Origin of the sequence: Nocardia sp. JMUB6875, assembly GCF_041154655.1 — a bacterium.
Lineage (GTDB): Bacteria > Actinomycetota > Actinomycetes > Mycobacteriales > Mycobacteriaceae > Nocardia.
The window spans coordinates 1-705 of record NZ_BAAFGR010000415.1 but is presented as its reverse complement, the minus strand read 5'-3'; the positions used below and the strand labels follow the sequence as shown (position 1 = coordinate 705).

Sequence of the window (705 nt, the reverse complement as noted above, 5' to 3'; positions counted from 1 at the left end):
CTGCGAAGGTCGAGGAGAGCCAGCGCGTTCGACCCCACGTGAGCACCCGACCGGTGAGAACCGGCCACCACTGACCGATCCTGCCGTAGTTGAGCAGGAGCATGGTGACCGGATCCGCACTGATATGCGCGTCGGCGGGCGGGGCATCCGTCGGGTCGACGGTCAGTATGCCGTCCCGGAAAACGTATGTGTAGCTGGTGAATCCGCGCAGTCGTAGGTACGCGGTGCTCACCCTCGCCGACGGAAGGCAAGCGTTCGCGAAGGCGGTCCGCACCAGTGACGGGCTCGCGGTCCCGTACCGCGCGGAAGCCCCTACCGCGCAGGGTCTTTCGGGGCTGGTGCCGACACCGGCGGTGTTGTTCACGGTGGAGCGGAGCGGGTGGTTCGTCGTCGTGTTCGACGCCGTCACCGGCCACCACCCCCCACTTGGACCGCCCCGACGACCGTCTGTCCGCTGACCTTTTCCACCAGCGCGGGCACGACGCCACGGTAGCCCGTAAAGTTGCTGCCGGATTTCTCCCGGATCGTGACGCCACCCTTCTCGCCGTCGACCGATTCGGACGCCGCCGGGGCGGCCTGCCCGGACACTGCCAGAATCGTCGCGAGAAGCACGATCAGAAAGCTGTTCCACCGAAGCGGAACCCGACTCGCGGCCTAGCCGTGCTGCCCACCCATCGCACCCACCCTCCAATCACGAAAGGTAGC

At 67.1% G+C, this 705-nt stretch carries 1 protein-coding gene and 1 pseudogene; both read right to left on the bottom strand.

The features are described from left to right. Window positions 1-232 (bottom strand): annotated as a pseudogene (locus ACAM49_RS40330) (hypothetical protein); the annotation flags it as partial. A gap of 173 nt (window positions 233-405) precedes the next feature. Continuing rightward, entirely contained in the window at window positions 406-612 is a 207-nt protein-coding gene (locus tag ACAM49_RS40325; RefSeq protein ID WP_369640764.1) for a hypothetical protein, read from the bottom strand. Window positions 613-705 lie beyond the last annotated feature (93 nt).